Source organism: Haloferula rosea, from assembly GCF_016595525.1.
Classification (GTDB): domain Bacteria; phylum Verrucomicrobiota; class Verrucomicrobiia; order Verrucomicrobiales; family Akkermansiaceae; genus Haloferula; species Haloferula rosea.
This window is the reverse complement of sequence record NZ_JAENII010000005.1, coordinates 25286-52277: the sequence shown is the minus strand read 5'-3', so window position 1 is coordinate 52277 and position 26992 is coordinate 25286. Positions and strand designations below refer to the sequence as shown.

The 26992-nt window shown below is 60.7% G+C and carries 30 protein-coding genes; 12 read left to right on the top strand and 18 right to left on the bottom strand.

Annotated features, from left to right (window positions below; all coding sequences use genetic code 11):
- Positions 1 to 46 precede the first annotated feature (46 nt).
- Positions 47 to 844, top strand: a complete 798-nt coding sequence (locus JIN81_RS08145) for a histidinol-phosphatase HisJ family protein (protein WP_200278436.1) — start codon at positions 47 to 49, stop codon at positions 842 to 844.
- 44 nt (positions 845 to 888) lie between these two features.
- Here JIN81_RS08145 and JIN81_RS08140 read toward each other — a convergent pair whose 3' ends face one another.
- The 5 genes from JIN81_RS08140 to JIN81_RS08120 all read right to left on the bottom strand — a co-directional run bounded on the left by JIN81_RS08140 (position 889) and on the right by JIN81_RS08120 (position 5307).
- Positions 889 to 3195: a Tex family protein gene (locus JIN81_RS08140; protein WP_200278435.1), complete on the bottom strand. Its 2307-nt coding sequence runs from the start codon at positions 3193 to 3195 to the stop codon at positions 889 to 891.
- A gap of 95 nt (positions 3196 to 3290) precedes the next feature.
- Entirely contained in the window at positions 3291 to 4088 is a 798-nt protein-coding gene (gene folE2, locus JIN81_RS08135; protein ID WP_200278434.1) for a GTP cyclohydrolase FolE2, read from the bottom strand.
- Between the two features lie 70 nt (positions 4089 to 4158).
- Positions 4159 to 4401, bottom strand: coding sequence for a 30S ribosomal protein S18 (gene rpsR, locus JIN81_RS08130; RefSeq protein ID WP_325100862.1), 243 nt, complete (start codon positions 4399 to 4401; stop codon positions 4159 to 4161).
- Between the two features lie 5 nt (positions 4402 to 4406).
- Positions 4407 to 4580, bottom strand: a complete 174-nt coding sequence (gene rpmG, locus JIN81_RS08125; RefSeq protein ID WP_200278433.1) for a 50S ribosomal protein L33 — start codon at positions 4578 to 4580, stop codon at positions 4407 to 4409.
- 37 nt (positions 4581 to 4617) lie between these two features.
- Positions 4618 to 5307 (bottom strand): TraR/DksA family transcriptional regulator, encoded by a 690-nt coding sequence (locus JIN81_RS08120; RefSeq protein ID WP_200278432.1) that lies wholly within the window; start codon positions 5305 to 5307, stop codon positions 4618 to 4620.
- Between the two features lie 186 nt (positions 5308 to 5493).
- On the opposite strand from JIN81_RS08120, the gene scpB reads away from it, so the two are divergent.
- Positions 5494 to 6300 (top strand): SMC-Scp complex subunit ScpB, encoded by an 807-nt coding sequence (gene scpB / locus JIN81_RS08115; protein ID WP_200278431.1) that lies wholly within the window; start codon positions 5494 to 5496, stop codon positions 6298 to 6300.
- Positions 6297 to 7367, top strand: a complete 1071-nt coding sequence (gene pheA, locus JIN81_RS08110; RefSeq protein WP_200278430.1) for a prephenate dehydratase — start codon at positions 6297 to 6299, stop codon at positions 7365 to 7367. Before scpB ends, pheA begins: the two co-directional genes overlap by 4 nt.
- A gap of 309 nt (positions 7368 to 7676) precedes the next feature.
- On the opposite strand, the gene frr is transcribed toward pheA, so the two are convergent.
- Genes frr through JIN81_RS08080 form a run of 6 tightly spaced genes read right to left on the bottom strand, consistent with a single transcriptional unit; the run spans position 7677 to position 12153 of the window.
- Entirely contained in the window at positions 7677 to 8243 is a 567-nt protein-coding gene (frr, locus tag JIN81_RS08105) for a ribosome recycling factor (RefSeq protein WP_200278429.1), read from the bottom strand.
- Positions 8244 to 8274: 31 nt separating this feature from the next.
- Complete coding sequence (gene pyrH / locus JIN81_RS08100) at positions 8275 to 9018, bottom strand: UMP kinase (protein WP_200278428.1); 744 nt, start codon at positions 9016 to 9018, stop codon at positions 8275 to 8277.
- Between the two features lie 54 nt (positions 9019 to 9072).
- Positions 9073 to 9612 (bottom strand): hypothetical protein, encoded by a 540-nt coding sequence (locus JIN81_RS08095; RefSeq protein WP_200278427.1) that lies wholly within the window; start codon positions 9610 to 9612, stop codon positions 9073 to 9075.
- Positions 9613 to 9647: 35 nt separating this feature from the next.
- Positions 9648 to 10595, bottom strand: a complete 948-nt coding sequence (gene fmt / locus JIN81_RS08090; protein ID WP_200278426.1) for a methionyl-tRNA formyltransferase — start codon at positions 10593 to 10595, stop codon at positions 9648 to 9650.
- The gene (locus tag JIN81_RS08085) at positions 10595 to 11227 is read right to left on the bottom strand and encodes an adenylate kinase family protein (protein WP_200278425.1); all 633 of its coding nucleotides are present in this window, start codon (positions 11225 to 11227) and stop codon (positions 10595 to 10597) included. Before JIN81_RS08085 ends, fmt begins: the two co-directional genes overlap by 1 nt.
- Before the next feature lie 41 nt (positions 11228 to 11268).
- The gene (locus tag JIN81_RS08080; RefSeq protein WP_200278424.1) at positions 11269 to 12153 is read right to left on the bottom strand and encodes a hypothetical protein; all 885 of its coding nucleotides are present in this window, start codon (positions 12151 to 12153) and stop codon (positions 11269 to 11271) included.
- An 80-nt stretch (positions 12154 to 12233) separates the two neighbouring features.
- On the opposite strand from JIN81_RS08080, the gene JIN81_RS08075 reads away from it, so the two are divergent.
- Positions 12234 to 12857 (top strand): 3'-5' exonuclease, encoded by a 624-nt coding sequence (locus tag JIN81_RS08075; RefSeq protein WP_200278423.1) that lies wholly within the window; start codon positions 12234 to 12236, stop codon positions 12855 to 12857.
- 59 nt (positions 12858 to 12916) lie between these two features.
- Positions 12917 to 13996: a 3-dehydroquinate synthase gene (gene aroB, locus JIN81_RS08070; RefSeq protein WP_200278422.1), complete on the top strand. Its 1080-nt coding sequence runs from the start codon at positions 12917 to 12919 to the stop codon at positions 13994 to 13996.
- A 45-nt stretch (positions 13997 to 14041) separates the two neighbouring features.
- Here aroB and JIN81_RS08065 read toward each other — a convergent pair whose 3' ends face one another.
- From JIN81_RS08065 to galE, 4 genes are all read right to left on the bottom strand, one after another.
- On the bottom strand, positions 14042 to 14983 hold the full coding sequence (locus JIN81_RS08065) for a PulJ/GspJ family protein (protein ID WP_200278421.1): 942 nt from the start codon (positions 14981 to 14983) through the stop codon (positions 14042 to 14044).
- 12 nt (positions 14984 to 14995) lie between these two features.
- The gene (locus tag JIN81_RS08060; protein ID WP_200278420.1) at positions 14996 to 15697 is read right to left on the bottom strand and encodes a type IV pilus modification PilV family protein; all 702 of its coding nucleotides are present in this window, start codon (positions 15695 to 15697) and stop codon (positions 14996 to 14998) included.
- A gap of 23 nt (positions 15698 to 15720) precedes the next feature.
- Positions 15721 to 16410 carry a pilus assembly FimT family protein gene (locus JIN81_RS08055; RefSeq protein WP_200278419.1) on the bottom strand — a complete coding sequence of 230 codons (690 nt, stop codon included), beginning with the start codon at positions 16408 to 16410 and terminating at the stop codon, positions 15721 to 15723.
- An 88-nt stretch (positions 16411 to 16498) separates the two neighbouring features.
- Positions 16499 to 17506, bottom strand: coding sequence for a UDP-glucose 4-epimerase GalE (gene galE, locus JIN81_RS08050; protein WP_234044589.1), 1008 nt, complete (start codon positions 17504 to 17506; stop codon positions 16499 to 16501).
- A 125-nt stretch (positions 17507 to 17631) separates the two neighbouring features.
- On the opposite strand from galE, the gene JIN81_RS08045 reads away from it, so the two are divergent.
- Positions 17632 to 18534 (top strand): hypothetical protein, encoded by a 903-nt coding sequence (locus JIN81_RS08045; RefSeq protein ID WP_234044588.1) that lies wholly within the window; start codon positions 17632 to 17634, stop codon positions 18532 to 18534.
- Between the two features lie 26 nt (positions 18535 to 18560).
- Here JIN81_RS08045 and JIN81_RS08040 read toward each other — a convergent pair whose 3' ends face one another.
- The 3 genes from JIN81_RS08040 to nuoB form a co-directional block, all read right to left on the bottom strand.
- Entirely contained in the window at positions 18561 to 19274 is a 714-nt protein-coding gene (locus tag JIN81_RS08040) for a rhomboid family intramembrane serine protease (protein WP_200278416.1), read from the bottom strand.
- Positions 19275 to 19425: 151 nt separating this feature from the next.
- Positions 19426 to 19995 carry an NADH-quinone oxidoreductase subunit C gene (locus tag JIN81_RS08035; RefSeq protein ID WP_200278415.1) on the bottom strand — a complete coding sequence of 190 codons (570 nt, stop codon included), beginning with the start codon at positions 19993 to 19995 and terminating at the stop codon, positions 19426 to 19428.
- 5 nt (positions 19996 to 20000) lie between these two features.
- Positions 20001 to 20540, bottom strand: coding sequence for an NADH-quinone oxidoreductase subunit NuoB (gene nuoB, locus JIN81_RS08030; RefSeq protein ID WP_200278647.1), 540 nt, complete (start codon positions 20538 to 20540; stop codon positions 20001 to 20003).
- A gap of 162 nt (positions 20541 to 20702) precedes the next feature.
- Here nuoB and JIN81_RS08025 point away from each other — a divergent pair, with 162 nt between their 5' ends.
- From JIN81_RS08025 to dapA, 6 genes are all read left to right on the top strand, one after another.
- Entirely contained in the window at positions 20703 to 21731 is a 1029-nt protein-coding gene (locus tag JIN81_RS08025; RefSeq protein ID WP_200278414.1) for a hypothetical protein, read from the top strand.
- Positions 21732 to 21748: 17 nt separating this feature from the next.
- Positions 21749 to 23800, top strand: a complete 2052-nt coding sequence (locus JIN81_RS08020; RefSeq protein ID WP_200278413.1) for a hypothetical protein — start codon at positions 21749 to 21751, stop codon at positions 23798 to 23800.
- Positions 23801 to 23883: 83 nt separating this feature from the next.
- Complete coding sequence (gene trpA, locus JIN81_RS08015) at positions 23884 to 24678, top strand: tryptophan synthase subunit alpha (protein WP_200278412.1); 795 nt, start codon at positions 23884 to 23886, stop codon at positions 24676 to 24678.
- Positions 24679 to 24724: 46 nt separating this feature from the next.
- Positions 24725 to 25537, top strand: a complete 813-nt coding sequence (dapF, locus tag JIN81_RS08010; RefSeq protein ID WP_200278411.1) for a diaminopimelate epimerase — start codon at positions 24725 to 24727, stop codon at positions 25535 to 25537.
- A 56-nt stretch (positions 25538 to 25593) separates the two neighbouring features.
- The gene (locus JIN81_RS08005) at positions 25594 to 26049 is read left to right on the top strand and encodes a hypothetical protein (RefSeq protein WP_200278410.1); all 456 of its coding nucleotides are present in this window, start codon (positions 25594 to 25596) and stop codon (positions 26047 to 26049) included.
- A 61-nt stretch (positions 26050 to 26110) separates the two neighbouring features.
- Positions 26111 to 26992 carry a 4-hydroxy-tetrahydrodipicolinate synthase gene (gene dapA, locus JIN81_RS08000; protein ID WP_200278409.1) on the top strand — a complete coding sequence of 294 codons (882 nt, stop codon included), beginning with the start codon at positions 26111 to 26113 and terminating at the stop codon, positions 26990 to 26992.

Here is a 26992-nt window from a genome sequence, read left to right as displayed (position 1 = left end):
GTATCCTATGTCGCCCGAGCTTCGACCCGCAACCCGAAACACGATCTTGCCTGCAGACTATCACACCCACACGCCGCTGTGCCAACACGCCGAGGGAGAACCCGAGGATTACGTCGATGCCGCGATCCGAGCCGGCTTGACCGAATACGGCATCTCGGATCACGCCCCGGCTCACCCCGAGCCCTTCGATGACTGGCGCATGTTGGAGGCTCAACTCCCCGATTACTTTGATTGGATCCAGCGAGCTGAGCGCCATGCGGCGGGACGTCTATCCATTCGCGCCGGCCTCGAATGCGATTGGTTGACCGGATGCGAAGGATGGATCGAATCCCTCGCCCAGCGATACCCATGGGACTATCTGATTGGATCGGTCCACTACCTCGACGACTGGGATTTCGACAACCCGGCCTGGCTGGGGCGTTGGGCCGAATGTGATGTGGAAGCGGTCTGGTCCCACTACTGGAAGAGCTACACCTCGATGGCCCGCAGTGGGCTGTTCGACATCCTGGGACACCCCGATCTCATCAAGAAGTTCTCGTACCGCCCCGAGGGCGATCTACGACGTTTCTACGAGCCGTGCATTGAGGCGATCGCGGACCAGGGCACCGCCATTGAGCTCAACACCGCAGGTCGCCACAAGCCATGCGCGGAGGCCTATCCCGAACCGTTGTTTCTCGAGCTCGCTGCCGCAGCCGGCATCCCCATGGTGATTTCCTCCGACGCCCATGCCCCGGACGAAGTGGCCCGCGACTTCCCCGAGGCCATCGCCATCGCCAAGAGCGCCGGCTATCGGGAAACGCAGTTGTTCGAGAAACGACAGCGCCGGGCTGAACCGCTGGCCTGAAACCCCGCGTATCCAAGAAACCCCGAAGTCTCCACTTCCACGGACTACTTCTTCTTCGCCTGGTTCAACGCCTGACTGAACCAATCGTTTCCGCCGGAAGAGGGACGCGCTTCACGACGATCGCGGCGCTGTGCCGGACGACGGTCGTGCCCACCGCCACCGCCTTGACCACGACGCGGGGTCCCGCCCCCGAGATCCGGAGCCGACTTCATCGAGAGTGAGATCCGATTGCGCGCCATATCGACCTCCATGACCGTGACGTTCACCTTCTGACCGACCTTCACCACATCATTGGGATCCGAAACGAACTGGTCCGAGAGCTGGCTGATGTGAACGAGACCGTCCTGGTGGACCCCGACGTCGACGAATGCCCCGAACGCGGTGACGTTGGTCACGATCCCGGGAAGCTTCAGCCCTTGGGTCAAATCGGATGGTTTCTCAATGCCTTCGGCAAACGAGAAGACCTCGAAGGCTTTCCGCGGATCGCGGCCCGGCTTGTCCAGCTCGGCCATGATGTCCTTGAGCGTCGGCAGCCCGACCTCGTCATCGGCATACTGTCGGAGATCGATCTTCTTCCGGCGCGCCGGGTCCCGCATCAACTCATCGACACCACAGCCCAGGTCCGAGGCCATGCGCTCGACCAGGGAGTACCGTTCCGGGTGCACGGCGGAAGCATCCAGCGGGTTCGCCGCTTCGCGAATCCTGAGGAACCCGGCCGCCTGTTCGAATGCCTTCTCTCCCAATCGAGAGACCTCCTTCAGCTGCGCCCGTGACTCAAACGGGCCGTTCTTCGATCGCCACTCGACGATGTTCGCCGCCAGACTGTCATTCAGCCCCGAAACATAGGCCAGCAGCTGCTTGGAAGCGGTATTCAGCTCGACACCCACCCCGTTCACGCAGCTTTCCACGGTATCATCCAGACTCCGCTTCAAGGCGCGCTGGTCGACATCGTGCTGGTATTGTCCCACACCGATCGCCTTGGGGTCGATCTTGACCAGCTCGGCCAATGGATCCATCAGCCGGCGACCGATGCTGACCGCGCCACGCACGGTGACATCCTCATTGGGGAATTCCTCACGTGCCGCCTCGGACGCAGAATACACTGATGCCCCACTCTCATTGACCATGAGAACGGGAATCGAAGCAGGCAGTTTGAGCTTCCGCACGAAGGTCTCGGTCTCACGGCTCGCGGTGCCATTGCCGATCGCCACCGCCTCGATGCGATATTTCTTGATCAATCCCGCCAGCTCAACCGCCGCTTCGTACTGCTGCGAACTCGAGCCTGCGGTCGCGTGCAGCACGGTATGATGCAACAACTGCCCTTGGGCATCGAGCACCACCGTCTTGCACCCCGTCCGGAATGCCGGATCAATGGCCAGCGTTCTCTTGCGGCCGAGCGGCGAGGCAAGCAGCAGCTCGCGCAGGTTGTCCGCAAACACCTGGATGGCAGTCTCGTCCGCAGCCTTCTTCCCCTTCAGACGCATCTCGGTCTCCATCGAAGGCATCAGCAACCTCTTGCACCCGTCTTCGACGGCCATCCTCACCTGCTCGGCAGCACCACCAGCTCCCTTGACCCAATCGCCCACCGCCGGGGTAGCCACCCGTTCGAGCGGCACCTCGATCCGCATGATGAGGAAGCCTTCCTTCTCGCCACGGCGAATCGCCATCATGCGGTGGGAAGGAATGGCCTTGAGGGGTTCACTCCATTCGAAGTAGTCGCGGAACCGAGCCGCCTCCTTGTCCTCATCCTTGCCATACATGACACGGGATGAAACGACGGCCTCCTCCTCGTAGATCGTCCGCGTTCGTCCGCGGAGGTCCGCATCATCAGCGACCTGCTCAGCGATGATGTCACGGGCACCTGCAAGCGCCTCATCCTTGTCATTGACCTCCTTCGCCGCATCCACGAACTCAGCAGCTTTCTCCGACGGATCCGCATCCTGATTCTCAAGCAACCAGACGGACAAGGGCTCCAGGCCCTTCTCCCTGGCTTTCGTCGCCCTTGTTTGTCGCTTCGGGCGATAGGGCGCGAAAACATCCTCAAGGGCACTCATCGTCTTCGCCGCGAGCACCTTCTTCTTCAGCTCGGGAGAAAGCAGATTCCGTTCTTCGAGCGACTTGAGGATCGAACCCCGACGGGTATCGAGCTCCGCCAGCTGCACCATCCGGTCGCGAACCGTCTGGATCTGAACCTCATCAAGGGACCCCGTCGCTTCCTTCCGGTAGCGGGAAATGAAGGGAACCGTAGCCCCCTCGGCAAGCAGCTTGGCGGTTGAGGAAACCGATGAAAGTGGAATGCCCGACTCTTGGGCAATGATGTCGAGATGGGCGGAAGAAGTCGCTTCAGTCATGGGTGAAGCGCACTTCTAAACGCGTCCCGTCCACCGTGGCAAGAGGTGAAGTTTTGCAAGCGGAATCGACGCGAAACGACGCCGATTCCCGCCCCTCAAGAAGCCGGTTTCTCGACGTGTTTCTCAATCACGGCATAGGCCTGATGATTGTGGATCGACTCGAAATTCTCCGCTTCGACCCGATACCACGTGATGTCGTCGTGGCTGTTCGATCGTGACGCCACGTTGCGCACCAGATCCTCGACGAAAACCGGATTGTCGTAGGCACGCTCGGTGACTGCCTTCTCATCCGGACGCTTGAGCAGGCTGTAGAGTTCACAGCTGGCCGAGCGCTCGACCAGTTCGATCAAATCCTCGATCCAAATCGGCTCACGCGAGCGCACCGAGTAGGTGACGATCCCACGTTGATTGTGGGCACCACGGTCGCTGATCTCTTTCGAGCAGGGGCACAGTGTGGCGACCGGCACCATGACCGTGACCACGAAGTCCAATCCTCCACCCTTGCTTGCCTCCACCTCGAAACGCACCTCGTAGTCCAGCAAACCGGGCTTCCCGGTCACCGGAGCCGCCTTCGAGCGAAAGAAGGGAAATTCGAACTCCACGTGCGCCTTCCCCGCGTCGAGACGCTCCAGAAGCTCCCGAGGCAGTCCTGCCATGGAGCGCACATCGAGGCAGCTGCCATGGGCATTGAGCGCCTCCACAAAGCGACTCATGTGCGTGCCCTTGTAGTGCTCCGGCAGATCGACCGCCAGGGCGACGGTCGCAATCGTCCGCTGGACCGATTCATCCTTGTCCCGGACTTCGACCGGGAAACGCAGTCCCTTCACACCAACCCGATCAATCGGAAGCTGGCGGTCGTCCCGTTCATTCTGCGTGTCCTTGAGCTCCTTCATCGCTGTGCATAAAAAAGGCCTGCCGCGCAAATACGGGCAGGCCTTCCTAAAAGGTTCGTAACCCGCGGGATTACTGCATCAGGTTCACAGCGCGGGCGCGCTTGATTTCCCGAGTGATCTTGCGGTGAAGCTTGGCGGAAACGCCGGTCACGCGACGAGGAAGGATCTTGCCCGTGTCCGAGGTGAACTTCGAAAGGATCTCCGGATGTGTGTAGGTCACCTTGTCGACAGGAATGTCGAGGCGACGGCGGGGCATGGTGCGGTTCGCCTTACGGAAGGCGATCCGGCGTTCAACGGTCTTCGGTTCGGACATGATGATTAGCGGAGTTCGCGGTGAATCGTACGACGTTTCAGCGCTGGATTGAATTTGACCTTCTCCAAACGACCAGGCGTCCGAAGGCTCTTTTTGTTGCGTGTCGTCACGTAACGGGACGGCGATTTGCCCTCAGCGCGTGCTTCGGTGCATTCGAGGATGATGATGTCGCGTGGCATGGAAAACGGGTCGGAAAGTTGGGGCGCGGAGCCTAATTCAATCGTCGGAGCCGTCAAGCGAAACCGGACCAGATTCTTCATCATCGGTCAGACGGCCATTGCTGAAGCCCACTTCGCTGGGCAGTCGGAAGCGCTGATTGCCGTATTCCTTCTCCCATTTCTCCTGACAATCGACGGTCAGGCGGGCGAATGGAATGGCCTCGAGGCGCGCTTGGGGAATCTTGGCTCCGGACATCTCGCAAACGCCGTAAACACCGCGCTCGATCCGCCGCAGGGCCTGCTCGATCTCGTAAAGGGCGTCCTGCTCCTTGGCCAGCACACTCAGAGCGAAATCGCGGTCATAGGCATCGCTTCCCGCGTCTCCCTGGTGCATCCCACTGCCCGAAGCGTCACTGCCATCGGCTGCGCTGCGGATTTCACCGGTCACACCGGACATGGCATCCACCAGTTCATCGCGCAGATCGAGGAGACGCTGACGTTGTTTCAGGGCAAATGCGGTCAGTTTGACGGGTTTTGCAGGGGCTTCCTCTTTCTTGGCCACCACCTTCTTCACGGCCACTTTCTTGGCGGGCGCCTTCTTCGCTGCTTTCTTGGCGGGGGCCTTCTTCGCGGGGGCCTTCTTGGCCGGAGCTTTCTTCGCGGGGGCTTTTTTGGCTGCCTTCTTGGCTACCTTCTTGGCGGTGGATTTCTTCACCGCCTTCTTAGCGGTCTTCTTTTTTGCAGCCATGGATTGAGGAATTGGAAGCTAGGTTTCCCGGCACTTCCTCTAGCGAAGAAACAACCGGGGCGCGGTCGATTAGCGCCTCATACCCTCGCCTGCAAGTTGAAATTTCATCGACCTTTGCCGATCTTCGTCCCAATCACGCAGCACGCTTGAACTGGCGGGCGTCTTGCCTAAGCTGCGCGCCCTGTCATGGAACTCGCCTCAATCATTGAAGCTCTGGTCACCGCCTCCGACGAGGCGCTGAGCAGCGAAGACCTCGCCCGACTGATCCGGTCCCGCGTCGCCGAAGCCGAGGATGCCCGCGCTGCGGCCATTGAGGATGGGGAAAGCCCGGCTGAACTCCCTGAGTGGCTCCTCTCTTACGCAGAAGTCACTCCAGATCAGGTCATTGCCGCGATCGCCAAGCTCAACGCGGAATACGACGCGACCGGTCGGGCATTCAACCTGACGGAGCGCGCGAAGGGCTGGAGAATCTTTACCCGCACCGACTACGGCGAGTTCATCAAGCAGCTCTTCCCTGGCCGACGTCCGGAGAGGTTGAGCGCTCCCGCCATGGAGACGCTCGCCATCATCGCCTACCGCCAACCCATCACCAAGGCCGCCATCGAAGCCGTCCGCGGGGTCTCGTGCGACGGCATGCTCCAAAAACTCCTCGACCGCGAACTCGTCCGCATCGGGGGCCGGGCCGAACTCCCCGGGCGCCCACTGCTCTACGAGACCACCGAGGTGTTCTACGAGCATTTCGGCATCCGCTCGATCGAGGACCTGCCGAATTCCGATGAGCTTCGGCGTGTCAAACTCCCTGAACCGGAGGAAGAATCCGCTGAGGCCAGCCCGGAAGAACAACTCGCTCTCGCCGCCACTGGAGCCAAAACCACCGAGGCCGAGGAGTCCTCGACCGAATCGGAAGCATCCATCGAGACCCCGCCAGCTGACGACACCGCTGCCGAGGAAACCTCCGGGGAAGAACCCTCTGCTGATCCCATCCAATCGTGAACCTCGACGACATTCGCATCGGCATCGACAAGATCGACCGCCAATTGCTCGACCTCCTCAGCCAACGAGCCGACCTCGTCCATGAAGTGGGCGTGGTCAAAAAACGCGACGGCCTCCAGATCTACGCTCCGGAGCGCGAGGAAGCCTTGCTTCGCAAGCTCGTCGAGATGAACGAGGGTCGGCTTCCGGAAAAATCGATTCGCGCCATCTACCGCGAGATCATGTCCGCGGCTCTCGCTCTCGAGGATGATCTTCAAATCGCCTACCTCGGCCCTGAAGGCACCTGGACGCATCAGGCCGCGATCAAGAAATTCGGTCACTCGGTCGCCTACAGTGCTCAACCGAATTTTGCCGAAGTCTTCGATCAGGTCAGCCGCCGCAAGGCCGACTATGGCGTGGTTCCCATCGAGAATTCGACCGAAGGTGCGGTGTCGCACACCCTCGACCTTTTCGTCGACTCGCCGCTCCAGATCTGTGCCCAGATCCTCCTGCGGATCGAAAACGGCCTGATGGCCTCGATCCCACGTGAAGAAATCCGAACGCTCTATTCCCATCCCCAGGTCTTCGGTCAGTGCCGTAGCTGGATCCTTCAGAACTTCCCCGATGCCGATTTGGTCGAGGTCTCCTCGACGACCCGCGCCGCGGAGATCGCACGCGACAAGGCGGGCGAAGGGGCCGCCGCCATGGGAGGCAAGCTTGCAGCCGAACTGCACGGCCTGACCATGCTCGAGGAGTGCATCCAGGACCGGGCCACCAATACGACCCGCTTTCTGGTCATCGGAGAGAAGACCTGTCCACCGACGGGTGACGACCGGACTTCCCTGCTCTTCGCCATCCATGACCGACCCGGATCACTGGTCCGCGCGCTGCAGGCCTTCGAGCACTTCGACATCAACATGTCGAAGATCGAGTCCCGCCCATCCAAACGGAAGGACTGGGAATATGTGTTCTACGTCGACCTCGCCGGCCATTGCGATGACGATGCCCTCAAGGAAGCGCTTGGTGCCCTCGAGAAACACTGCTCAATGGTGAAGATCCTCGGATCCTATCCCGACACGAACGAGTAATTCAGGACTGGGTTCAATCGACGGATCCGCGGTCCCCGGGTGGATTCGATCTTCACCAGCATCGCACCCACCTGCCGTGGAAACACCCACGGCCCGGTGCCACAACGAGCGACCGGCTCATCTACCGTGCTCGTCGTAGCGGAAGGCACTGCGGCTCGAATCATCGAGACATCAAAGGGGCCGTCGAAGCCGGATCACAAACAGACCTCGAGAGTCCTTGGCTACTTAAGCCAACCGACAAGCCCGATGATCGTGAGGATCAACAGCGGATGAACCACCCCGACGGAAAAAGGCTTTCCACCTCCCGGCTCAGACCTTCATCACTTCCGCTTCCTTGGCGGCGCTGATCGTGTCGATCTCCTTGACGAAACGATCGGTCAGCTTCTGGACTTCGGACTCGTGGTCCTTCTGACCATCTTCGGTGAGGACATTGTCGGCCTTCATCTTCTTGGCGGCGTCCATACCCTCCTTTCGGATCGCACGGATCCGGACTTTGGCTTCCTCACCGAGCTGCTTCACCATCTTGACCATCTCCTTGCGTCGTTCCTCGGACAGCTCGGGGATGGGCACCCGAATCGAGCGCTCCGCCGCGGCCGGATTGAGGCCCAGCTTCGATTCACGGATGGCCTTCTCGATCTCAGGCGTGGTCGATGGGTCGAATGGTGAGACCGACAGCATGCGTGGCTCCGGCGTGCTGATCACGGCAAGCTGCTTGAGCTTCATCTGGCTGCCGTAGCTGTGGACGAACACATCGAGATTCTCGATCAGCGAAGGAGAGGCTTTCCCCGTCCTGACAGAGGCAAATTCGTGGCCGAGATGCTCGACGGTTTTCTGCATCGTATCTTCGGTCTCAAGGAGTGATTCTGCTGGGTCCATGGCTTTGTTCGGTTGAATGAGGAGGAGGCTCTCAGGCGTCGCCCGAGTCTACGACGGTTCCAATGTCTTCCCCAAGAAGTGCCGCAGTCACATTGCCGGGCTTCTCAAGATCAAACACGATGATGGGAATCTTGTTGTCCATGCACAGGCTGAACGCCGTGGAGTCCATCACCTGCAGCTGCCTGCTGATGCACTCCTGGAAGCTCACACGATCGTAGCGCTTCGCATCGGGGTTCTTCTTCGGGTCGGAATCATAGACTCCGTCGACCATCGTCGCCTTGAGCACTTGATCGGCACCCATCTCGCTGGCGCGAAGGGCCGCGGTCGTATCGGTGGAAAAGAACGGGCTTCCCGTGCCGGCTGCGAAAATCACCACATGACCATTGGCGAGCTGCCGGGATGCCTTACGGCGGATGAAGGTCTCCGCGACATTCTTCATCTCGATGGCCGACTGCACGATGGTCGGGACTCCCTTCTCTTCGAGAGCACCCTGCAGAGCGAGAGCATTCATGACCGTCGCCAGCATGCCGACGTAATCGGCGGTGGCACGGTCCATACCGCGCGCACTCGCAGAGGCTCCACGCCAGAAATTCCCTCCACCGACAACCACCCCCAACTCCACCTTGCCGGTGTCCATGGCGGCCTTCACCTCACACGCCATCCGATCCACGATCTCAGGCGAAATGTTGTCCTTGCTGCCCGCCTCACGGAGTGCTTCGCCACTCAGTTTCAGGATGACCCGTCGTTTGGAGGAAAGCTTCTTGGCACTCGTCATGTGAATGGCTTGATCCAAGCAGCAGCGACCTCGACTTGCAAAGGCAAAAGCCGGTCAGGAGCCCTCCAATTCAAACTCGGCATCAAGATCCTTCAACGAGGCCGTTCCCTCATCCGTGCCCGCCACACGCAAGCGCACCTTAAGTGCTTCATGCTGCGGCTTCTGGTAGAGCTCGAGGGTGGAACGAACCGCTCGAAACCCAAGTTCCAGCACCTGCCGGATCGTCAATTTGACCTCCTCGGGAATGGCTCTCTTGGACACATCCAGTCGAACCTCCAACCAACCATCTTCCATCTCGGCCGTCAGCCCGATCCGGCACAGCTCAAGCAGGTTCACTTCCTCGACCGTGTAATTGGGGTCGTTCGAAGGCATTCGATGCGGCGACCTCACGGCTTCCACCAGCGTTTCGGGCAGTGCCCCGCTCAGAACCATCGGTCGTGCCACCACCGCCGCCTGCAGGGTCTCACCCGACTTGCTGACCGCATCGTCCACATCGGTGCCGTGCAGACTGATCGGTTCAAACACGGAGACCAACGACAGGGTCGTTGCAAATGCCGGAGCACAGAGGAGCAGAAGACAGGCGAGCAACTTCATCGATTGGAGGACCCTGACAGGTTGGGGGCTGGCAATCAATGGAGACCTTTCGGCCCGTCACCCCTCATCCCACGCCACCAGTCGCCCGCCGCCATGCGCCGCGACCCGTCCGGCTGAACCTCCGCGAGCGCCAGTCCCCCATCGCCACAAGCGACACACAAACGGCCATCCAGCTCATGGATCGACCCTGCCTCGGCATGCAGTTCGACGAGTTCCGCCACCGGGAAGATCTTGATTCGTCGCATGGTCCCGGAATCGTCGTATTCCGCCCAACAACCCGGCCATGGGTCGTAGGCACGCAGCCGTCGTTCGATCCGCGCAGCCGACCACGACCAATCCAGCCGACCATCGTCCCGACCAAGCTTCGGCACATGGCTGATCTCGCCCATCTCCGCCTGCGATCGCCGCTCCGCCGAACCGTCGAGCAATCCCGGCAAACCTGCCTTTAAAGCGTCCACCGCCACCTCCGCCAAGCGGTCGTGAATCGAGCCACCCGTATCGGTCGCCCGGATCGGAGTCTCACATGCCACGATCACGTCGCCGGCATCCAGTTGCTTGACCACATGCATCAGGGTGACCCCCGTGGAGGCATCCCCGGCATCAATCGCCGCCTGAATGCACGCCGCACCTCGATACTTGGGAAGCAGGGACGCGTGAAGGTTCACACATCCCAGCGGCGCCATCTCGATCAGCCTCTGCGGCAGGATCTGGCCATAGGCCATGACCACCATCAGGTCGGGAGCCAGGCCTTCCAGTTCGTCAAGAAAGCCACTTTCCCTGACCCGTTCGGGTTGCAGCACCTCGATGCCATGTGCCAGAGCAATCTCCTTGATCCTCGGTGCCTTCATCTGCCGACGCCTCCCCGCTGGCCGATCTGGCTGGGTCACCAGAGCGACGGGCACCCTGCCCGACTCGATCAACCATTCGAATGACGGGATGGCAATATCCCCCGTTCCAAGAAAAATAATCCTCTCCGTCTCCATCACACCTTTTCCCTCGCGAACTCGGCATAGGCCGGTAGCTCGATCACCCGTTGGATGATGTCGCCGAGCACCTCGACCGGTTGTTTGGTGGCATCGATCTCGGTGATGATGTCGTCCGGGTAATGCTCGAGAATCGGCTTGGTCTCCGCCTCATAGAGTGCAATCCGGTTCTGGATCACCGTCTCATTCGCATCGTCCAGGCGGTTATCCTTCAGCGCACGCTTCCGCATCCTGCGCGCAAGCTCGCTCCGCTCGGGACACGACAAATGGAAGACCTGATGCACTTCAAGGAACTCCTCCAGCATCTTCGCCTGCTCGACATTGCGAGGGATGCCATCAAGCACCAGGAAGTCGATGTCCGGCTTGTAAACGTGGGAGTCCGCCCAGTTGTCCACCTGCGCCTTCCACAGCTCGACGGTTAATTCGTCGGGGACCAGATCACCGCGGCTCGAGTACTCGACAAAGCGCTGGCCGATCGAGGTCCGGGTGTCGAGCGATCGGAAGACATCCCCACAGGCACAGTGGAAAAAGCGAGGGATCGCACCCAGGATCTTCCCCTGGGTTCCCTTGCCGGATCCGGGCGCACCAAGGAAAAGGAGGGCGGGTCTACGGACTGAAAGCGCCTTACTCATGAGAGGCGGGACGGTAGGCAGCCCCATGAATCCGGGCAAGCTCAGCCTGCCGCGAATATCACAAACAGCGGCAAGGGGGCGATCATCGCACCATCCGCCAAAGTCCGCTGGGCATCCAGTGAGAACCGGCTCCTCGTCCGGTTGATGACCTGCAGCAACGCCGCGGCCACGAGGATGGCATAGAAAAACGGACGATGCTCGGTTCCATCGGCTCCGTCCGAGAAGATTCCCGGGTTATCCTGATAAGCGAAGACCAGGGAAACCCCTGCGACGACGAGCAGAGGAAAGGTCAGCGTCATCTCATCGGCCGCCTTTTGCTCAGGATCATCCGACATCCTCGAATGCTCCCACAGGTGGATCGCGGTGATGTTCAGGACACACAAGATGGCGAAGCCAAGCATTTCCCGAGAGAACAAGAGGGAATACATGCCCTGCGTCGGCACATAAATGTGGGCCATCATCGCCGTGCCGTAGCCGAACGCCAGGCCAGCGACCAGATTCCGCATATACGGCACCTCCTGGCTCTGCGCCGAGGTGAGCACCATTCCGAAGAAGGCAATGACCAGGCCAACCGCCGGACCGGAATAGGAAACCAGCAACTCCACCGGCAACACCGTCAGTACGATCGCCACGATGGATGCCAGAGCCCCCACCACACCGACAAGAAAGGCCGTCTGATACTTCGCGTGAAAGTCGTGGCGGTCACCAATGAGAGGGTCTCCCGGATTTCGAACCTGCCGATCCAACAACCGGTCCAGCACGTAGATCACCCACACGCCCAGCCCGAGGGCAAGGTAGGCCTGCCACGGCAGGTAGTTCACCTGCCACGCCTGCGCAAACATGTAGAGCCATGCGACAGCCACCAGCGGGGCGTCGAGGCTCAGCAGGTTCGGCCAAAGCCAAAGCGGTGTCTTCCTGTCGGACATCGGGCGCCGGAACTTCAGTGACCCCCGCCCCAATGGCAAGCTTGAGATTCCCGGCAAGTCCCCCATCCTCGCGCCACCTCATGCCCGTCCAGCCGTCAGACTGCCCCATCCGCGACTTTCGTTTCGCGGGCATCGACTTCGAGTCTGCCGGAGCAAGCCGCGGTCGCACCGACGTTCCGGTTCAGATTGGTCTCGCCTGGTGGTCATGCTCGGAGGGCCATCAGGCCCCCTTCGTCTCATTTCTCGCAAGCGACGCCCCGATCACCTGGTCGGCCCGGAAGGTCCACGGCATCACCGACGAAGACGTGGTCGGGGCCCCCCGGCTATTGGAACTCTGGCCGACCGTGAAACGCTACCTCGGCCAGAGCGTCGTCGTCGCTCATGGAAAAGGCACCGAGAAGCGGTTTCTCCGCGCCTTTCCCGGTCATGGATTCGGGCCCTGGGTCGACACCCTGCTCCTTGCCCGCTCCGCATGGCCGGAGCTCAAAGATCACTCCCTGTCCGCGATTTGTGACTCCCGCGGGCTGAGCGATCGCATCGCCGGGATGATCGAGGATAAAACGTGGCACGACGCGCTCTTCGACACCGTCGCGTCACTTGTCGTCCTCGAGGACATCGTGCAGGAATTTGGATTATCCGACCTTCCGCTCAGCCACCTGACCCATCCCGACACCTCCCGCTGGCATCGTCTGCGGCACGGTTGAGATGACACGTCGTCATCTTTTCACTGGCATCCCGGAGCCACTCTCTCAACTCTCCGCGCATGCCGACCGTTCATGTCGATCTCGCCGACCGGGCCTATCAGGTCATGGTGGAAAACGGGCTACTTGTCCGAGCTGGAGAAGCCATCGCCCCCTTGCACTCAGGAAAGCGTGCCGCCGTCATTTCGGACTCCAACGTCGATCCACACCATGGCGACACCCTGATCGCCTCCCTCACGGCCGCCGGCATCGAGAGCACCCGCCACATCGTCCCGGCGGGAGAATCCTCCAAGTGCTTCACCCAACTTGGCAAGCTGTGCAGCGAACTCGCGGCGGAACGCCATGATCGGTCGTCCTTCATCGTCGCCCTCGGCGGAGGCGTGATCGGAGACTTGGCCGGCTTCGTCGCCGCGAGCTTCTTCCGGGGCATCCCCTTCGTGCAGATCCCCACCACGATCGTTGCCCAGGTCGACTCATCCGTTGGCGGCAAAACCGGAATCAATCTCCCGGAAGGAAAGAACCTCGTCGGTGCATTCCACCAGCCCAGCCTCGTTCTGGTTGATCCAGACACACTGACAACCCTTCCTCCCAGGGAGTTCCACGAAGGCTTCGCCGAGGCGATCAAGCACGCCGCCATCCGCGATGCCGCCATGATCGGCGAGCTGGCCGCTCTGGACCCGGACAACCGACAGGTCCCCGCCGAACTGATCGCTCGGAACATCGCCATCAAGGCACGCATCGTCGAAGAGGACGAACTGGAAACACTCGGGACCCGCGCGCTGCTCAACTTCGGCCACACCATCGGCCATGGCATCGAAGCCGCCGTTCCTTACGGTGAGATGCTTCATGGCGAAGCCATTTCACTGGGTCTTCGAGCCGCCCTCTTTCTGAGCAAAAAACTGAGCGATCTACCGGCTGCCAAGGCGCAGGAAATCGAAGATCTGCTCAAGCAATACCACCTGCCGGTCCAGCTTCCCGATGCCATCACCACCGAAACGGTTCTCGACCGTCTGGCACGCGACAAGAAATTCCAATCCGGTCAAATTCGATTCGTGCTGCTCCGCGATGCCGGCGACGCCTTCCTATCGAAGGACGTCACCATCGAACACCTGCGCGAAGCAATCGAATACCTCCGATCCTGAGATCGGAGGTTTGAAAAACGCCCCCTCAAAGTAGGGGGCCGATTGTCACATTCCCGGGACCTCGACGATCCGCGAGTAGTGGTAGACCTGGCGGGCGTAGTCCTTCTCGTTCAAACCATTTCCAGTCGATCCCATGCGGGCAAGTCCCGCATCCGAGATCACCGAAATGCTGATCTCCACGCCTGTCAAACGGCCTGCCTTGATCTCGTCCAGGCTGACCCCGGTCGATGTCAAATTCGTGTCCAGACCATTACCGGTGATGCTGAATTCCCCGGATGGGCTGCTGCTCCCGAGGGTCACGCGGACGACTTCCTGGGTCGTTCCTCCACCCGATGCTTCCTTCGTCACCTCGACCAGATAGGTCAGGGTAAACTGGTGGACGTTTTCACAGATGAAGTTCTCCTGATCATCGACCGCCGATTCGTAGCCGCTGAATGCCTGATCCAGATCTTCCTGCCCGAGGAGATCGGTGAAGGTCTTGTCTGGATTCACCAGCGAACGGTAGAGCACAAAAGTCGAATTCTTGCCACCGGTTCCACCCTCGATGGGATCGCGATACTTCAGGCTGTAGGAGACGCAGGAGATGTCGCCCCCCTTGTCGAACTGGGAATCCCCGACCTGACCCAGGTAGCGGTCGGTGGCGGCGGTCAGGAAAGTCACCTTCGCCGCTGCAGAGGCACCACCCTGCCGCTCGGACACCTTCGGGAAGTTGCCGTCACTGACGATCTCGGAGTGGAGCCATTCGAAGTTGTTACCGCGGCGGGAGACCAAGGACTCGAAGTCCTTCGCCATCGTCTCGATCATGGCCTTCGCCTGGCGGGAAGCACGGATCTCGGAGCGACTGCGCGTCCACGTGTCCGTGGCCACACCGGTGATCGTCACCAAGACACCTACGATGATTGCCGTAATGCCCATGGCCACCATCAACTCGATGAGGGTGAAACCACCGGCCCGACGGCGGGGATGAGTTGCAGAAAGGGTTTTCATAAGCGTGGTGATTTAGCGACGAACGGCCAGGTTGCGCGTGAAGATGGGCTTCGCGTTGGCGAAAGTCGCCGCATTTATCTTCGTGGTGATGTAGGAATAGGAGGAGTTGGGAACGGCATAGAACTCGGCAGCGAAGGCAATCACGGCTTCCGGGTAGCCATCGACACCGGATCCGCCGCCGGAATCTCCATCACCCGGCGTCGGGTCGACGATCTCTCCTGCAGTCCCCTTTGCCAACTGGCCGCCATTGAACACCAGTTGGGTCATCTGAACGGTGTAAACCCGTCCTTCAATGGCTTTCAAGTCGTCTTCCAACTCGGTTGAATCCTTCGGGCGAACCACTGGCTGAACGATGAAATCCTGCCCCGCCACACCATTTCCGGTGTAGGGCTCCATCGTCCCATCGGAACGGAGTGAATTCGGATCACCACGATACTGATAGATCAGCAGCGCCTTGGATGAATCGTTCGAGTCAATGATCCACTCGTAAGCCTTCTCGAATCCAGTCTTGTAGTCATCGGAATCACCACTCCGCAAGGTGACGAGTTCACGTTCGAGCGTGTAGGCGAGGCGATCCGCCTCCTGCACACTGATGGCTTTCCGGATCCCCTGCGCCGCAGGAGCAAACACGGCGAGGAAGGCAGTCAATAGAACCGCGAGCACGCCAATCGCGATCACGGTTTCCATCAGGGTAAAGCCCCTGTTCGTGCGCATGCTTGATTGAGTCTTCATGAGAATTAGAAAGTGGTTGGTGTCGCGCCACCGAGGATTTGGTCGGGGCTGCGGAAGATCGAGGTGGAACCATTCCGCCAGATCACAAAGCCACCGAAGTCACGCTTGCCATCACCTGCAGTCTTCGGGTCCTGGCCCTTCGGGCGGATACCGTTGCCGAGCACGAAGCTCGGACCCGTATAATCTCCGCTGTTGTTGAGTCCGGTCGTGCAGATCCCTTCGGAATTGAATTCGTAGTAGAGGTATCTGCCGTCGTAGAGACCGCTGACACCCACCAAGGTCATCTCCTGCAAATCACCGGAGCCACCTTCATGGTTCCGCTTGCTGTATTGTCGACTGAAGTAGGTCCTGTCGGGCAGCGAGTATCCACGTCCGACCAGTTCCCACGAATTGGTGACCGGATTGCCTTCATCGTCGAGTTCCTCGAAAGCTACAACCACACGGCGAAGATACGTGTCCGAGTTCACATCGTCGACATCGACCAGAACCCGGGCTCGGGTTCCCTTGCCGACCGCAATGGATCGAGCTTCGTCAAAAAGCGCTTCCGTCGTCGCCAGAGCGGATGTGACTCCTTTACCGCCGGCTCCCTTGAAGGCAACCGAGCCAACCGTAAGAAGGATGCTGATGATGAGGGTGACGACCAGCAACTCCACCAGGGTGAAGGCTCGGGGTTGTCGATGGGTATTTGATTGCATGAACGTTCGTTGAGTTTTGTTTAAGAAAGCCTACAAAGGGATCGGCATCAAGCCGTAAGGTGATTACAACGCAATTACCGATCAGGAGCTATTTTTCGTATCGTCCCTTCTGCGGGCCACTCATCCATGACCACGCCGATCGGACCATGTCATGGACGTCCTTGAACTGGGCCTCCCAGCCCAGTTTTTCCTTGGCGTAGCTAGGATCGGCGAGCAATTGCGGGGGATCTCCCTCACGCCGGGGTCCATACTTGATCGGGACCTCCTTGCCGGTAACCTCTTCAGCTGCCTGAATGATCTGCTTTACCGAAACACCAACACCGGTGCCGAGGTTGCAGCGAACGGAATCGCCTCCGGCGGCGAGATGGTCGATCGCTTTCGCATGCGCTGAAGCCAGATCCTCGACGTGGATGTAATCCCGGATGCAGGTGCCGTCCGGAGTCGGATAATCCGTTCCGAAGACATCCAAATGGGAGATTTCCCCCGTAATGGCCATCAGAACACGAGGGATCAGGTGCGTCTCCGGATCATGATCCTCGCCAATTTTTCCGTCCGCCGAGGAGCCACTCGCATTGAAGTAGCGCAGGCAAGCACTCTTGAGACCCCACGCCGAGTCGCAGTCGCGCAGGATCCACTCCACCATCAACTTCGACCGTCCGTAGGGATTGATCGGGTCCTGTGGATTGCTTTCCACGATCGGCACGGATTCCGGCACGCCATAGGTGGCGCAGGTGGAGGAAAAGACGAAGGTCTTGCAGCCATGCTTCTGCATGACCTCGAGGAGGGTCAGGGGCTCGGCGGTGTTGTTCCGATAATATTTGAGAGGGTCCGTCACGGATTCACCCACATAGGCAAAGGCCGCAAAGTGCACCACCGCGTCGAACTTGTGCTCGGTGAACAGGCGGTCCACCAGTTCCCGGTCTCCCACCTCGCCCACGACCAGTTCCACACCTTCATCGACAATCGCGCCCTCGTGGCCGAATACCAAACTGTCGAGAACCACCACCTTGCGACCCTGGGAAGCCAGAAGCCGGACCGTGTGGGAACCGATGTAGCCCGCTCCACCTGTGACAAGTATCGAATTTTGTGCGCTCAATGGGCACTCAGAAAACGAAGCTATCCTCCGACTGTCAACGCCCTCGCGCCCGAATGCCGACATTTGATGAAAGACGGTTTGCCCAATCCGATTGAATGATTCTCCGGATCCTTCGTCATACCCGCATGACGATTCACTTTCGACGACTGGCGCTCGCCGCCTTGGCCGCGACGTCCCTCGCCTCCTGCTACTACCCGGGGGGATACGACAGCGGTTACAATTCCGGCTACTCGGACAGCTACGGGTTCTCCGGCGCCGGAACCTCGTTCATTTACACCAGCAGCGACCGCTGGTTCTACGACAGCAGTGTCCGCTGCTACTACGACCGGACCCGCCATTGCTACTACGACCCCTGGCTCAACGGATACTATCCGCGTGGCTATTGCCCGCGTCCCGTTGCCCATGTCCCCCATCCCTACGGCTGGAACGGACGTGGAGCGTGCCCTCCACCCCGCGGCGTGAACAACCATCAGATTGACCGCTACAAGGACCGGATGGCCCTCCTGCGGGCAAAGAATCACGCCTGGGCCCGAAACGTTCAGGAAAAGCGCAGTGAGACCGCCCACAAATGGCAGGAACAACGCGCCCGTCAGGCAGCCACCTTCGCAAACAATCGGACTCAGCCTTCGCGGGGAAACAACGGGGCATATCGCCCGACTCAGCCGACTCAGCCAGCATCCGGCAATATCGTGCGTCGCGGCCGCCCCACTCAGAGTTCCGTCCAGCCCGGATTCTCGAGCCCGCAACCGACCCGACCACAGATCCAGTCCTCGGGCCGCAACCGCCCACAAGCCACTCAGCAACCCCGTCAACCCTCCCGACCTTCCGTGAAAACCACAAGACCGGGATACAACCAACCGGTTGCGACCCGCTCGACCCCACCCGCCAGCAACCGGACCCAGGCACAACCCCAAGCGCCAAGCCGTCCTCCGGCACCTGCTGCCAAGCCGTGGTCATCGCCGCGTGGGAATCCAGCCGCAGGCCTGCAGAACGTGAAGCCCCAGAGCGGTCGGGGACAGCGCCGCTGAGCCCAGCCCGGACACCCTTGGACGGATCAGCCACACGGGCCTTCCCGGCGGCGGCGGTCGGCCTGCAACTGTGCCAGAGACACGCGGGGTCGCAGCAACCGGTGCGCTGCGACCAGTCCGGCCAAGGCTCCACCCAAGTGGCAGGCATGGGAGGTGCTGAACACCAAGCCGCCACCCAGGTCATCGAGCTGTCGACCCCAATCCGACCAATCACCCAGGCGTAGCCGTGGATTCAAACTGGCAAGCACTGCGGACGCAATCAGCACCCCATAGCCGAAATTTTTTCCCGAGATCGGCAGCGGCCACATGCGGGACCCCGGCGAAATGCCACTCAAACACAGAACTCCCGCGAAAACCGCTCCCGAAACCCCCACCAGCACTTGGGAATCCGACCCCGAGAGTGCTACGTGAAAAACGCCACCACCGAGCAAACCGACTGCCACGGTCTTGAGCACCATCTCAGGCCCGCCGATCCGCTCCAACCGGGCACCAACGGCCAGCAACGCCAGCAAATTCAGGCCCAGGTGCAGCCAGTCGCCATGCAGAAAGCCATAGGTGAACAGCTGCCAGACCTGCCCCTGCAACAACCCCTCGCGGCTCAACCCGAAGGTCAAATACCATGCGGAGACTCCTTCGGGGCCGCCGCAGACTTCAACCACCCCATGGACGACAAGGAGTAGCGTTGCCAGAATCAGGGTCACGCGAGCCGTAACCAGATCTCTCGCTCGATGGATCAACATGGGCCTCCTTCCGAGGTGATGGCACCCGATCGCATCGGAGCAATCCTGAAAGCATCCTTCACGAAGGCATTCAATCCACTCAAAGCGATACCCGAACGCAAAAACCCGTGATTCGTCGGGAATTCACACAGCATGGGCAGTCCTGCCCGAGTCACTCGAACTCCCTCGACCGGGGCTCGCGCGTCACAGGATCACCTTCTCCCGGGCTGGTCACGAATGGGCCGCCCTCAAGGGGTGCCACCCCGGTGAACGCCACGTCGGGCATTTCACTGGGTCTGCCAGCCAGCGGGAAATCCTTCCTCAGGGGGTAGAATGGATACCCTTCCCACATCAGAATGCGCTTCATGTTGGGGTGACCGGAAAACCGGATTCCCATCATGTCGTAAACCTCGCGCTCGTGCCAATCGGCAGCCGACCAAAGTCCGGTTGCGCTGGGAACCTCTTCCTCTTCGCCGACCTTCGCCTTCACACGCAGGTGCTTCGAGTCATCCGCCGTCGCCAACTCGTAAACCATCTCAAAACGCGGATCCTGACCGAAATGATCCAAGCTCGAGATATCGAGCAGGAAATCATAGCCGAGTTCCTTCCGTGCATGGGTGAGGATCTCCAACAACGAGTCCAATTTCACGCTGACCGTGTGCTCACCGCGGAATTCCTTGGTGCCAACCACGGCATCCGCCCACTTGGCTTGAATCGCTTCAATATCGTTCACCGCTGACATCGTTCTCAGGAGGAAAGCTCTTCGAAAAATTCCTTTTTCTGCTCGGACAGGGCTTCCACGCCCTCGATCTTCGCCTGCACCTTCATCAACCCTTCGATCAGAGCTTCAGGACGCGGCGGGCAGCCGGAAATGTAAACATCCACCGGGATCAACTGGTCGATTCCTTGCAGCACCGCGTAGCTGCGATACATGCCACCACTCGACGCACAGGCGCCCATCGCAATGCACCACTTCGGCTCAGGCATCTGGTCCCAGATCCGCTTCACCGCGAGGGCCATCTTGTAGGTCACCGTGCCGGAGACGATCATCACGTCCGCCTGACGTGGGGAAAAGCGCATCACCTCCATGCCGAAGCGAGAGAGGTCAAAGCGCGAACACGCCGTCGCCATCATCTCGATCGCGCAGCAGGCAAGACCCATCGGCATCGGCCATAGCGAGTTCTTCCGCATCCAATTCATTGCGGCGTCCACACGAGTAAAAATCACGTTGCCCTCGATCTTCGAATCGTAGGCGGTGTGGGTAATCTGTCCGTTCTCGGTTTCCATGGCGGGCGGCGGGACCATGTCCTCCACCCGCGCCATCCTCAAGCGGTTTGTGAAAGTTTTCACAAGCCCCCGGAGCCTGAGCAAACGGCGCCGACGGGCCAAATCATGCCATTCCCTTTCAGATCACTTGATTCCCGGTCCCGAATTCTGCTTTCTAACCGGATGAAATCCGCCGTCCTACCATGGATTCTCGCCCTCGCGGGCGTGCTGCACGCCGCCCCACCCGACGACGTCCGCACGTGGACCGGCAAGAACGGGCGCTCCTTCCGCGGCCAGCTCGCCCGGATCCTCGACGAGCAAGTGGAGATTATCTCCACCTCGGGCAAAGCCTACAAGATCGGCATCCATAACCTCTCCGAGGCCGATCAGCGCTTCATCCTCGAGCAATCCAGCCCCAAGAACGACGAAGATGGTCCCGCCGCACTCCCCACCTGGGAGAGCTCCGGAAAGTTCAAGCCCCACACCATCGATCGCAGCAAGATCCCCATCATTTCCCAAGGCGACTTCGGCCAGAAGGCCAGCGACTGCGTGCCGAGTGCCTTCTGCAACTTCGTCCTCTGGTGGGACACCGAAGGCTACCTGGAGATCCCGAAACGCGGTGACTTCGAAGACAAGGCCGAGTGGATCCACAGCCAAATGGCGCGCCACTGCGGCACCCGAAACACCAGCGGCACCAGCCTTCAGGAAGCCAAAGAGGGATTCACTGAATACTTCGAAAAGCGGCTCGAAGACACCGCCACCCTGCGCTTCAAGGCAGACTACGACATTCGCCCGCAAAATCTGGCCCGCTACACGGTGGGCGCCAATGCCACCATGCTCGGCATGAGCATTCGCCGGGGACCCCGCCACGACTCCGGCCACTGGGTCGCCCTGATCTCCGCCAGCCCGGATGGCACCATCGTCTTCCACACATGGGGCCAACGTTTCATCGGCAAGATCACCGTTCTCGAAGAGGACCCCACCGACGTCACCATCGGCGGCCAGACCATCCCCAGAACCTCCTACGAAATCAAAGTGCAGAACCAAGAGGACCTGCCCGAGCGCATGAAGGAGGACTCGGTGCAGTTCCTCCTGATCCCGGAGCAATGGGACGGCATCTACACCCTGCGCCCCTACGCATTCGCCGAGGAAGGCAAACCCTCTCCTCCTCCACTCGATCCCCTCATGCTCTCGGAGAAAGCCTCCCGCTAACCCGGTTTCCCAGCCCCATGAATCTCAAAACGCTCGCCGCGCTCCTGCTCTGCATCATCGTCGCCCACGGCGACAACCTTCGGGAGGAACGAATCTGGACCGGCAAGAACGGCAAGACCTTCCGTGGCATCTTCCTCCAGGTCACCACCGATGAGAAGAGCGCTCAAATCGCATCCAATACCGGCAAGGTCTTCACCATCGCGCTTGCCAATCTGAGTGACCCCGATCGCCAGCTGATCCTCGACAGCCGTCCCTCCTCGCGAGAACCCGCTGCAGACCAGCCTGCCGAGGCCGGGGAAAACAATCTCGACGGATTCAAGAACCCACCGCCCATGCCGCGGAGCACCATCATGCCCACCACGCCGGAAGCGGTCGGCTCGCGGAAATCCGACGAACTCGTCGATCCCTTCTGGCAGTTCATCGGCTGGTGGGACACCGAAAAAGTCCTCCCGATCCCCCGAGAAGGCGACTTCGATGAACGCTTGGAATGGGCCCACGAACGCCTCGCCCGCTACTGCAAAATCCGGACCGGAGGCAGCGTCATCGACGTCGAAAAACTCCGCGAAGGCCTTGAGGAATACTTCGAAGAACACCTGAAGGACAAGGCCACCATCGTCGTCCGGGAAGACACGGATTTCAGCCCTGCCAGGCTGCACCAGTACGCCAGCGACATGAATGCCGTCGTCCTTCGCTTGTCGATGATCTACGAGTCGGGTCGACGCTATCGCGCCTGCGCCGCAGTCGAGTCCGTCGAGCCGAATGGCGACGCCGTCCTCCACCTGTGGGGGTGCCGGAAGAAGGTGCGCATCGAGATCGACAAACGCCGACCTCCCAAATCGATGGGGAGATCGCTGTCGTCATCGATGGACAGCTACAAGATCATCCCCGAGAACCTCGACGGCCTCCCCGATTTCGTCGGCGACAATGAGGCGAAACTCTACGTCGACCCCAAGGAATGGGACACCGTCGTGATCGCCAAGCCCTACCTGTTCGCGACTGAAGGCAAACGCCGCACTCCACCCACAGACGACCCGCTTTTCAAACCGGCCGTTTTCAGGAAAGCACCCCCGGTCAACGCCCAGACAGCGGGACGCATCGAGCTGCCCCTCGATTTCCGCTCCAGCACCACCCCATCCCGCCCATGGCACTTCGCCGATGGCTCCTCCTTCGAAGGGAAACTGAGCTTCGACCGCACGGGCGAGCCATCCCTCCGGGACAATTCCGGGAAAACCCGCCCCCTGGATGTTTCCTCGCTCACCGAGGAAGACCAAGCCACCTACCACTTCGCCCACGGCTGCTCAGGGGCCGCCGCCACCCCTGAAAGGCTCGAGTTGCACTATCAACTCAAGACCCAACACGGCGACGACTACGAGTTCATCATCACCACCGAGGGCTCCCTCGGCCGGGTCGATTGCCCGCAGCTGGCCTCCAGCCTCATCTTCGACCTGAAGGATCAGGCGTATTCGTGCATCCGGAAATCCCGCCGCTACTTCGGCCGCTGGGGCGGCACCGGACTGGTCCCGCTGCAACGGTTCGCTTCGATCGATGAATCCAAGAAACATGAGGCATTCACCGACACGGTGAGAGGCGCTCCGGCATCCGACTCGTTCCGATTCCCCGCCCGGTCCGCCTCATTCTCGGTCGCGGGGAAAACCTTCACCCAGCCCCGGGTCGAATTCACCCTCATCAAGGAGCCCACCGCGATGACCGCCATCTACCAGATGCTCAATGCCGGTCCACCCGCCGACCGCAATCCAGACAACCCCAAGGACCCTACCCGCCAACGGAGCATTGTCTTCAGCCTCAGCACCGAAGTCTCGAATCACAACGGGCTTCGCGAAATCGGCCCCCGGTTTGTCGACCACTACCTGCTCCCCCTCCGGATCCATTGGACGAACCTGAGGAACACCAGCTGGGTGCAGGAGGAAGATCGCCTGAAGAGCTCCGGGCAGTTCTCGCTGAGCCTTACCTCCGCAAAAGTCCCGGGAGCCTTCCCTGCCGATCACTTCCGCATCCCCGACGAAGCCCACAAGGCCGAGATCGGCACCTGCTTCGTGGCCAAAGAGTGAATGAAGCCGATCTGCCCCACCCGGTCGGGAACGAGACGCACGGTTGCAAAACCCCGCCGCCGCGCCTATCAAGCGCCGCCGCCATGAATCGAATCGATGCCGTCTTCCAACAGCTCCGCTCCAAGCAGGAGAAAGCCTTCGTCGCCTACGTCGCCGCCGGTGACCCATCGTTCGATGTCTCACTCGAAGTGATCCGCACGATCGCCGATGCCGGCGCCGACGTGATCGAGCTCGGTCTTCCGTTCTCCGACCCGCTTGCCGATGGCATCGTCAACCAGATGGCCGCGGACCGCGCCCTCAAGGCGGGCATGAATACCGCGCGCAGCCTCGACCTCATCCGCGAATTCAGAAAGACCCACGAGACCCCCATCGTGCTCTTCACCTACCTGAATCCCGTCTTCACCTACGGCTTCGAATCCTTCCACAAGGACGCGGCCGCAGCCGGGGCTGACGGCATCCTGCTGCTCGACCTGCCACCCGAGGAAGCCGCCGCCAACAAGGACCTCGCCAAGGGTGAAGGCCTCCATCACATCCGCTTGATCGCGCCCACCACCCCGCAGGAACGGGTCGAGCTTCTCGCCAAGGATGCCGAGGGCTTCATCTACGCCCTTTCCCGTACTGGTGTCACCGGAGGTCATGGCGCTCCTTCGGACGACATCGCCGCCCAGGTGGCACGCATCACCCCTCACACCCAAACCCCCATCTGCGTTGGATTCGGCATCAGCAACCCGGAACAGGCATCGATGGTCGCCAAGGCCGGCGACGGAGTGATCGTGGGCTCCGCCATCGTCAAGCAGATCGAGCTGAACCCCGAACGTGCCGCAGATGCCGTGCGCGAATTCATCACCCCGCTGATCGAGGCCACCAAGTCCGCCTGACACCCCTCATTGACCCCAGCGCCTCCAGCCCTAGCTTTCCCCGACCATGCTTCTCCACTTCTACAAGATGAACGGCGCCGGCAACGATTTCGTCGTCGTCGACAACCGTGACCTCTCACTCAAGCTGACCCCCGAGCAGATCGAGTTCATCTGCGACCGCCACCGCGGTGTCGGAGCCGACGGCTTGCTTGCCGTCGAGCCAGCCGAGCACGGGGCCGACTTCAAGTTCCGCTACTACAATGCCGACGGCGGTGAAGCCGAGATGTGCGGCAACGGAGCACGCTGCTTCGGGCGCTTCACCTCCGCCCTGATGGAGGGCGAGCCCGATCAGGTCACCTTCGAAACCATCGCCGGCACCCTCGCCGCCGAGAACGTCGAGGAGAACGTCCGCATCGCCATGTCCGATCCCTTCGACCTCGTGATGGACACTGGTGCCTCGGTCGACGGCCTCGATGCCACCCTCCACTCAGTGAATACCGGAGTCCCTCACGTTGTTGCCTTCGTCGACGACCTGGCAGCCACCGATGTGGTCCGGAATGGTGCAGCCATCCGCTACCACGAGCGCTTCGCGCCGAAAGGAACGAACGCCAATTTCGCCCAAGTGCTCGACCCCGGCCACATCGCCATCCGCACCTACGAGCGCGGGGTCGAGGATGAGACGCTGGCCTGCGGCACCGGCATGGTCGCCTGCGCCCTGATGCACCACCTGAACGACGGAGCGCCTTCCCCGATCAAGGTCGACGTCAAAGGTGGCGACACCCTCGAGATCGGCTTCGAAAAAACCGGCGAGAATTCCTTTGCCAAGGTCACCCTCACCGGCCCGGCCGACTTCGTCTTCGAAGGCGACATCGAGCTCTGATCCACGCAGCGGTTGGAGCTTGTCGCCGATTCGGCGATCTCCCATCCTTCAGCATCATGAAAAAGCTCATCGGTCTCTTCCTCACCGCATTCGTCATCGGAACTGCCATTGCCGGTGACGCCCCTCGTGGATTCATGGAGTCCGACGAATTTGCGGAAGCGCAGGAAAAGGCCCGTAAGGCGAAGAAATTGATCGCCGTCGCGGTCAAGGGAGACGACGGCTGTCCTCGCTGTGCCGCCGCCATGGAAAACGGAACCAAGGCGATCAAATCGGATTGCGTGATGGTCTTCATGCGCGTCCCCCAGGCTCGCTCGGGCAAGGACATCCCCGCCTCAGTCCACCAGCAGGTGAAGAATTCTCCCGGTGGCGCTTCGGTGACCTTCTACGTCTTCGACCCTGAGCTCGAAGGAGTCATCGCGAAAGCGGGGCGAAGCGAACTCGAGGCCAACCGCGACGCCACCAAGGCCTTCAAAAAGAAGGTCGATGAGGCACGCGACGAATTGAAGGGCTGAGCCCGAACCTGCAGCAAAGCAGGATTGGACAAATGCCCGGAGCCGTACATCCTCCCCGGCCATGAGCTTCCGTGGCACCTACACCGCCCTCATCACTCCGTTCCGCGACGGCGAAATCGACCGCACCGCCTTCCAGGCCCTGGTCGAACGCCAGATCGAAGCCGGCGTCGATGGCATCGTCCCCGTCGGCACCACCGGCGAGTCCCCCACCCTCCGATCCGATGAACACATCGAGGTCATCAAGCTGGCGATCGAATACGCGGCGGGTCGCTGTCAGGTCGTCGCCGGCACCGGCGCCAATGCCACCGCCGAAGCGATCGAGCTGACCCAGGCCGCCGAAAGAGCCGGCGCCACCGGATCCCTGCAGGTCTGCCCCTACTACAACAAGCCTTCCCAGGAAGGTCTCTACCAGCACTTCAAGGCCGTGGCCGATGCCACCAGCCTGCCCATCATGCTCTACAGCATTCCGGGGCGCTCGGTCATCGAGATCAGCATCGAGACGGCCGTCCGACTGGCCACCGACTGCGAAAACGTGACCGCCATCAAGGAAGCCGGCGGCTCGGTCGATCGTGTCAACCAACTGGCCCAGGCCCTCCCCGAGGATTTTGCCATCCTTTCCGGGGATGACCCGTTGACCCTGCCCTTCATGGCATGCGGAGCGACGGGACTCGTCTCCGTCGCAGCCAACATCATTCCTGACATTATGGCCCGCCTCGTCCGCGCCTGCCTGAACGGTTCCTACGACGAAGCTCTCGCCCTGCAGAAGCAATACTACCCGCTTTTCCGCGGACTCATGTCGCTGGAAGTCAACCCCGTGCCGATCAAGGAAGCCGTCGCCCTCCAGGGCCACTGCACCAACGAAATCCGCTTGCCCATGGTGCCGCTCAGCGAGCCTCAGCGCGCCGAGTTGACCACCCTCCTCGAAGATTTTTCCCTTCTTTGA

Coding starts and splice junctions, on each gene's coding strand:
- nuoB (WP_200278647.1), bottom strand. CDS start 20,540: ATGGAAACCGAGAACGGACAGATTACCCACACCGCCTACGATTCGAAG.
- aroB (WP_200278422.1), top strand. CDS start 12,917: ATGCCGACCGTTCATGTCGATCTCGCCGACCGGGCCTATCAGGTCATG.
- JIN81_RS08005 (WP_200278410.1), top strand. CDS start 25,594: ATGAAAAAGCTCATCGGTCTCTTCCTCACCGCATTCGTCATCGGAACT.
- pyrH (WP_200278428.1), bottom strand. CDS start 9,018: ATGACGAGTGCCAAGAAGCTTTCCTCCAAACGACGGGTCATCCTGAAA.
- JIN81_RS08095 (WP_200278427.1), bottom strand. CDS start 9,612: ATGAAGTTGCTCGCCTGTCTTCTGCTCCTCTGTGCTCCGGCATTTGCA.
- dapA (WP_200278409.1), top strand. CDS start 26,111: ATGAGCTTCCGTGGCACCTACACCGCCCTCATCACTCCGTTCCGCGAC.
- rpsR (WP_325100862.1), bottom strand. CDS start 4,401: ATGTCCGAACCGAAGACCGTTGAACGCCGGATCGCCTTCCGTAAGGCG.
- JIN81_RS08055 (WP_200278419.1), bottom strand. CDS start 16,410: ATGCAATCAAATACCCATCGACAACCCCGAGCCTTCACCCTGGTGGAG.
- dapF (WP_200278411.1), top strand. CDS start 24,725: ATGCTTCTCCACTTCTACAAGATGAACGGCGCCGGCAACGATTTCGTC.
- JIN81_RS08120 (WP_200278432.1), bottom strand. CDS start 5,307: ATGGCTGCAAAAAAGAAGACCGCTAAGAAGGCGGTGAAGAAATCCACC.
- JIN81_RS08035 (WP_200278415.1), bottom strand. CDS start 19,995: ATGTCAGCGGTGAACGATATTGAAGCGATTCAAGCCAAGTGGGCGGAT.
- fmt (WP_200278426.1), bottom strand. CDS start 10,595: ATGGAGACGGAGAGGATTATTTTTCTTGGAACGGGGGATATTGCCATC.
- rpmG (WP_200278433.1), bottom strand. CDS start 4,580: ATGCCACGCGACATCATCATCCTCGAATGCACCGAAGCACGCGCTGAG.
- JIN81_RS08075 (WP_200278423.1), top strand. CDS start 12,234: ATGCCCGTCCAGCCGTCAGACTGCCCCATCCGCGACTTTCGTTTCGCG.
- JIN81_RS08085 (WP_200278425.1), bottom strand. CDS start 11,227: ATGAGTAAGGCGCTTTCAGTCCGTAGACCCGCCCTCCTTTTCCTTGGT.
- JIN81_RS08020 (WP_200278413.1), top strand. CDS start 21,749: ATGAATCTCAAAACGCTCGCCGCGCTCCTGCTCTGCATCATCGTCGCC.
- JIN81_RS08065 (WP_200278421.1), bottom strand. CDS start 14,983: ATGAAAACCCTTTCTGCAACTCATCCCCGCCGTCGGGCCGGTGGTTTC.
- trpA (WP_200278412.1), top strand. CDS start 23,884: ATGAATCGAATCGATGCCGTCTTCCAACAGCTCCGCTCCAAGCAGGAG.
- scpB (WP_200278431.1), top strand. CDS start 5,494: ATGGAACTCGCCTCAATCATTGAAGCTCTGGTCACCGCCTCCGACGAG.
- JIN81_RS08080 (WP_200278424.1), bottom strand. CDS start 12,153: ATGTCCGACAGGAAGACACCGCTTTGGCTTTGGCCGAACCTGCTGAGC.
- frr (WP_200278429.1), bottom strand. CDS start 8,243: ATGGACCCAGCAGAATCACTCCTTGAGACCGAAGATACGATGCAGAAA.
- JIN81_RS08025 (WP_200278414.1), top strand. CDS start 20,703: ATGAAATCCGCCGTCCTACCATGGATTCTCGCCCTCGCGGGCGTGCTG.
- JIN81_RS08045 (WP_234044588.1), top strand. CDS start 17,632: ATGACGATTCACTTTCGACGACTGGCGCTCGCCGCCTTGGCCGCGACG.
- folE2 (WP_200278434.1), bottom strand. CDS start 4,088: ATGAAGGAGCTCAAGGACACGCAGAATGAACGGGACGACCGCCAGCTT.
- JIN81_RS08040 (WP_200278416.1), bottom strand. CDS start 19,274: ATGTTGATCCATCGAGCGAGAGATCTGGTTACGGCTCGCGTGACCCTG.
- JIN81_RS08140 (WP_200278435.1), bottom strand. CDS start 3,195: ATGACTGAAGCGACTTCTTCCGCCCATCTCGACATCATTGCCCAAGAG.
- JIN81_RS08060 (WP_200278420.1), bottom strand. CDS start 15,697: ATGCGCACGAACAGGGGCTTTACCCTGATGGAAACCGTGATCGCGATT.